Raw genomic sequence first — 5,748 nt, 5'->3', positions numbered from 1 at the left:
TTCGTATTCCCGGCGGCCCGGTCATCTTCAACCCCGGCAGCATTGGTTGCCCGGCCTATGATGATGACACGCCGCCGGCGCATGTCTCCGAGCAGGGCACCCCGCATGCGCGCTACGGCATCGTCGAACTCGGCGAGCACGGCCGCCCCGACCGCTTCGAGGCCATCGCCGTCGACTACGACCATGAGGCCGCGGCCAGACAGGCCGAACAGGCGGGACGGCCGGAATGGGCGCACGCGCTCAGAACCGGATTCATGCAAGGCTGAGCTTGCTCATGCAAGGCTGAGCTAGCTCATGCCGGGCTGAGCTTGCTCATGCCGGCCTGAGCCAGCTCGGAATTTTTCAGGGGTGACATGGCGCTGCCTCGTCTTCTATAAAACCGCCTCGGCAGGCGGCGGCGCCATAGCGCCAGCCTGCCAGATGGAACCTATCGGCCATGGCCAGGTGATGAGGCGCACGAATACGCCAGGAACGATGCTGGTCGCGTTGGCCGCCGCCCTTTTGCTGGCGACGGCCCTGCCGGCGAGAGCCGAGGATCCGTCCACCACCATCGTCTCCATCGTCACTGGCCTCGCGCCGGACGATCTCCTCAACATCCGCGTCACCGCGTCGGCGACCGGCAGGGTGCAAGGACGCCTGCCCGGCGGCGCCAGTGTGAAGAATTTCGGTTGCAACGAGGTCAACGGCAATCCCTGGTGCAAGGTCGAGGAGGTCGACAACCCGCAAGTGAAGGGATGGGCGCCGGCGCGCTATCTGACCCCCGGCAATCCGGCCACCGTGGACGATATGCCGACCGAGGACCCGTCGCCGGCCGCTGGGACGACGGACGCGCCCGCTGCTCCCGCGCCACCGCCCGACCTGACGGCGCGCTTCGGCGAGGTAGATCAGGGCGCGCCGAAATCCGCCGCCGCGATCGGCAGGACGGCGATGGAAGATGCCTATGGCCTTGCCTTCGCGGCAAGCGAAAACCCCTCGACCGGGGAAATCCCCGGCGAGACCGCGACCGTGGCGCGGCTCGAGCCGCCGCAGGCGCCAGACGATGCCGGGACCGGCATTCCCTGCGCCCGCTATGTGGGCCAGCCGATGACCCTCTGCAAGGCAAGGATCGAGCACAAGGGCGCGGACAAGGCCGATGTCACCGTGACCTGGCCCGATGGCGGAACGCGCCTCATCTCCTTCTACGGCGGGCTGCCGGCTGGCTCGGATTCGCCGGACGAATTCCGCTTCACCCGCGAGGGCAGCCTCAACATGATCCGTGTCGGCGTTTCCGAGCGCTTCGAGATCACGGACCAGCTTGCGCTGGGGAATTAGGGATTAGGCAGCAGGCAGTAGGGAATGGGCACCAGTCGCCTGAACCTTCCCTACCCCCACTGTCCAATCCCTGCTGCCTAACCCCTACTGCCTAATCCCGCATTTTCGGGGTTACATCCGGCAAAACTCTTCCCTATAAGGCCCTCCTAGCCTGATACCAGAATCGCAAGCACAACCGGCCGGGTCCTCCCGTCCCGGCTTTTCGTGCAAGCCGCCCGCCGAACGGAACCCGTAGACCATGCCAAGACGCACCGACATCAAGTCGATCCTGATCATCGGGGCCGGCCCCATCGTCATCGGCCAGGCCTGCGAGTTCGATTATTCCGGCACCCAGGCCTGCAAGGCGCTGAAGGAAGAGGGGTTCCGCGTCATCCTTGTCAACTCCAACCCGGCCACCATCATGACCGACCCGGAGCTGGCCGACGCCACCTATATCGAGCCGATCACGCCGGAAGTGGTGGCCAAGATCATCGCCAAGGAGCGGCCGGACGCGCTGCTGCCGACCATGGGCGGCCAGACGGCGCTAAACACCGCCTTGTCGCTGCGCCGCATGGGCGTGCTCGAGCGCTATCAAGTCGAGATGATCGGCGCCGACGCGCACGCCATCGACAAGGCCGAGGACCGGGCGCTGTTCCGCCAGGCGATGAGCAAGATCGGGCTTGAGACGCCGCGCTCGATGCTGGCCAACGCCACCGACGTCAAGAATGCCGACCGCAAGACGCACGAAGCCGAGCGCGCGGCGCTGAAGGCCGAGAACCCCGACAATCTCGATGCCGCGCTCGATGCGCTGGAAACCCGCTGGAACCTCGGCGAAGGCGACCGCAAGCAGCGCTACATCAGCCATGGCATGGCGATCGCCGCTCAGGCGCTCGACCATGTCGGCCTGCCGGCCATCATCCGCCCCTCCTTTACCATGGGCGGCACCGGCGGCGGCATCGCCTACAACCGCGCCGAATTCTACGACATCGTCCAGTCCGGCCTCGACGCCTCGCCGACCACCGAAGTGCTGATCGAGGAGAGCGTGCTCGGCTGGAAGGAATACGAGATGGAGGTCGTCCGCGACCGGGCGGACAATTGCATCATCGTCTGCTCGATCGAGAACATCGACCCGATGGGCGTGCACACGGGCGACTCGATCACCGTCGCGCCGGCGTTGACCTTGACCGACAAGGAATACCAGATGATGCGCAACGCATCGATTGCGGTGCTGCGCGAGATCGGCGTCGAGACCGGCGGCTCCAACGTGCAGTTCGCCGTCAATCCGGCCGATGGCCGCCTGGTGGTGATCGAGATGAACCCGCGCGTCTCGCGCTCGTCGGCTCTGGCCTCCAAGGCGACCGGTTTCCCGATCGCCAAGATCGCGGCAAAACTCGCCGTCGGCTACACCCTGGACGAATTGGAGAACGACATCACCGGCGGCGCGACGCCGGCCTCGTTCGAGCCGTCGATCGACTACGTGGTGACCAAGATCCCGCGCTTCGCCTTCGAAAAGTTCCCCGGCGCCGAGCCGGTGCTTACCACCGCCATGAAGTCGGTCGGCGAGGTTATGGCCATCGGCCGCACCTTCCAGGAGTCCTTGCAGAAGGCGCTGCGCGGGCTGGAGACCGGCCTGACGGGTCTCGACGAAATCGAGATCCCCGGCCTTGGCCATGGCACCGCGCCTGCCAGCCACGTCGACGACCGCAACGCCATTCGCGCAGCACTCGGCACGCCGACACCCGACCGGCTACGCATGGTGGCGCAGGCGATCCGCATGGGCACCTCGCTGGAAGACGTGCACGCCATGTGCAAGATCGATCCTTGGTTCCTCGAGCAGATCGCCGGCATCATCGCCATGGAAGAACGCGTGCGCGAGCACGGCCTGCCGCAGGATGCCGCCAATCTGCGGATGCTTAAGGCGATGGGCTTTTCGGACGCCCGCCTCGCATCGCTGACCAAGACCGACGCCGAAGTCGTTCAGAAGACGCGCGAAAAGCTCGACGTGCATCCGGTCTACAAGCGCATCGACACTTGCGCCGCCGAGTTCGCCTCGCCCACCGCCTACATGTACTCGACCTATGAGGTTCCGTTCGCAGGCAGCCTCGCCAACGAGGCCAAGGTGTCGGCGCGCAAAAAGGTCGTCATCCTCGGCGGCGGCCCGAACCGCATCGGCCAGGGCATCGAGTTCGACTATTGCTGCTGCCACGCGGCGTTTGCGCTACGCGACGCCGGCTACGAGGCGATCATGGTCAACTGCAACCCGGAGACCGTCTCTACCGACTACGACACCTCCGACCGGCTCTATTTCGACCCGCTGACGGCGGAGGACGTGCTGGAGATCCTGCGCGCCGAGCAGGCGTCCGGCGAACTGGTCGGCGTCATCGTCCAGTTCGGCGGCCAGACGCCGCTCAAGCTCGCCGACGCGCTGGAGAAGGCCGGCATCCCGATCCTCGGCACCTCGCCCGACATGATCGACCTCGCCGAGGACCGCGACCGTTTCCAGAAGCTGCTGCACAAGCTCGGCCTGACCCAGCCGAAGAACGGCATCGCCTATTCGGTCGAGCAGGCCCGCCTCGTCGCCGGCGAGCTCGGCTTTCCGCTGGTGGTGCGCCCGTCCTATGTGCTCGGCGGCCGCGCCATGCAGATCATCCATGACGAGGGGATGCTGCAGACCTACCTGCTCGACACCGTGCCCGGCCTGGTGCCGGAGGACATCAAGCAGAAATACCCCAACGACAAGACCGGCCAGATCAACACGCTGCTGGGCAAGAACCCGCTTCTGTTCGATACCTATCTGACCGGCGCCATCGAGGTCGACGTCGACTGCCTCTGCGACGGCAAGGCGACCTTCGTCTCCGGCATCCTGGAGCATATCGAGGAGGCCGGCATCCATTCCGGCGACTCGGCCTGCTCGCTGCCGGTGCACGCGCTGCCTTCGGACCTTGTCGACGAGTTGGAGCGGCAGACGGCCGCCTTGGCTCGCGCGCTCAATGTCGGCGGCCTGATGAACGTGCAATACGCGATCCAGGACGGCACGGTCTATGTGCTGGAGGTCAACCCCCGCGCCTCGCGCACCGTGCCCTTCGTCGCCAAGACGATCGGCAGGCCGATCGCCAAGATCGCGGCCCGCATCATGGCCGGTGAGACGCTGGAAGACGCCTTCGCCCATTACGGCCCGATGCCCGATCCGCGCAACCCCGGCCACATCGCCGTCAAGGAAGCCGTCTTCCCCTTCGCCCGCTTCCCCGGCGTCGACATCCTGCTCGGGCCGGAAATGCGCTCGACCGGCGAGGTGATGGGCCTCGACCGCGACTTCGCGCTCGCCTTCGCCAAGAGCCAGCTCGGCGCCAATGTCGACCTGCCGCGCTCCGGCACGCTGTTCGTCTCGGTGCGCGACGAGGACAAGAAGGGCATCCTGCCCGCCGTCAAGCGCCTCGCCGGCCAGGGTTTCAAGGTGCTCGCCACCTCCGGCACCGCCCGCTTCCTCGCCGAGAACGGCGTGGTCGCCGAAAAGATCAACAAGGTGCTCGAAGGCCGCCCGCACATCGAGGACGCCATCCGCAACCGCCAGGTCCAGATCGTCTTCAACACCACCGACGGCCAGAAGGCGGTGTCGGACTCTAAGTCACTGCGACGTGCCACGCTGATGCAGAAGGTGCCGTACTACACGACGCTGTCGGGCGCTGCTGCGGTCGCCGAGGCGATCGCGGCGCTGCGGGCCGGGAGCCTGGAGGTCACGCCGCTGCAGGAGTATTTTGGATGACAGTCATCCGCTTTCAACGCCCGCAAGTTCGATCAGGGACAACTCTCCCTTCACCCCACCGCCACACACTCGATCTCGATATCAAACTCCATCGGCCATGACGCTACCGGCACGAAGGTGCGCGACGGCGGGTTTTCGGGGAAGTGCTCTGCATAGACGCGGTTGATGGCGTTGTAGAAGCCGGCATTGGCGGCGTAGATGCGCACCATCTGCACCTTGTCCAGCGAGCTGCCCGCCGCATCCAGGCAATGCTTCATCGCCCTCAGCGACGCCTCGGCCTGCACCTCGATGTCGCCCTTGACCAGCTTGCCCGTCGCAACATCGAGCGGCGGCATGCCGGAGACGAAGACCAGCCCCGCCCCCCTGGTCACCAGCGACAGCGGCACGCCGAGCGCGCGCACAGCCGCCGACAGCACCGGCACTTCGACGATTTCCTTGGCCATGACAATCCTCCCTTGTCTGGGAGTGAGCTTATCGCCGCATCGGAGAAAAGCCAGCGGCGGCCTTCTCCCCTTGTGGAAGGGAAGAGGCTAGCCCTGCCCCGGATACGGCCTCCCATCCTTGTGCAAAAACCGTCCATCCGAGCTCGGGCTCATCATGTCGATGTCGGAGCAGGTTATGACATCCTCCGGATTGCGCGAACCAACTTCCAGATAGCGCGCGGTGGCCGAAGAGCGGTTGATCATGTGGTGCCC

The 5,748-nt window shown here is 65.8% G+C and carries 3 protein-coding genes and 2 pseudogenes; 3 read left to right on the top strand and 2 right to left on the bottom strand.

What is annotated here, in order from left to right; genetic code table 11:
• The 3 genes and pseudogenes from EN781_RS23635 to carB form a co-directional block, all read left to right on the top strand.
• Positions 1-266, top strand: a pseudogene (locus EN781_RS23635) (metallophosphoesterase); the annotation flags it as partial.
• A gap of 154 nt (positions 267-420) precedes the next feature.
• Entirely contained in the window at positions 421-1,311 is an 891-nt protein-coding gene (locus EN781_RS23630) for an SH3 domain-containing protein (RefSeq protein ID WP_245492643.1), read from the top strand.
• Positions 1,312-1,549: 238 nt separating this feature from the next.
• Positions 1,550-5,053, top strand: coding sequence for a carbamoyl-phosphate synthase large subunit (gene carB / locus EN781_RS23625; protein ID WP_126058765.1), 3,504 nt, complete (start codon positions 1,550-1,552; stop codon positions 5,051-5,053).
• Positions 5,054-5,103: 50 nt separating this feature from the next.
• Here the strand turns inward: carB and EN781_RS23620 are convergent, their stop codons facing one another.
• Together EN781_RS23620 and EN781_RS35505 are read right to left on the bottom strand one after the other, a co-directional pair.
• The gene (locus EN781_RS23620) at positions 5,104-5,496 is read right to left on the bottom strand and encodes a RidA family protein (protein ID WP_126058764.1); all 393 of its coding nucleotides are present in this window, start codon (positions 5,494-5,496) and stop codon (positions 5,104-5,106) included.
• An 87-nt stretch (positions 5,497-5,583) separates the two neighbouring features.
• A pseudogene (locus tag EN781_RS35505) lies at positions 5,584-5,748 on the bottom strand (transcriptional regulator); the annotation flags it as partial.

It is taken from the genome of Mesorhizobium sp. M4A.F.Ca.ET.090.04.2.1, from assembly GCF_003999085.1.
Lineage (GTDB): Bacteria > Pseudomonadota > Alphaproteobacteria > Rhizobiales > Rhizobiaceae > Mesorhizobium.
The sequence above is the reverse complement of the archived record's forward strand: the minus strand, read 5'-3'. Positions and strand labels throughout refer to the sequence as shown.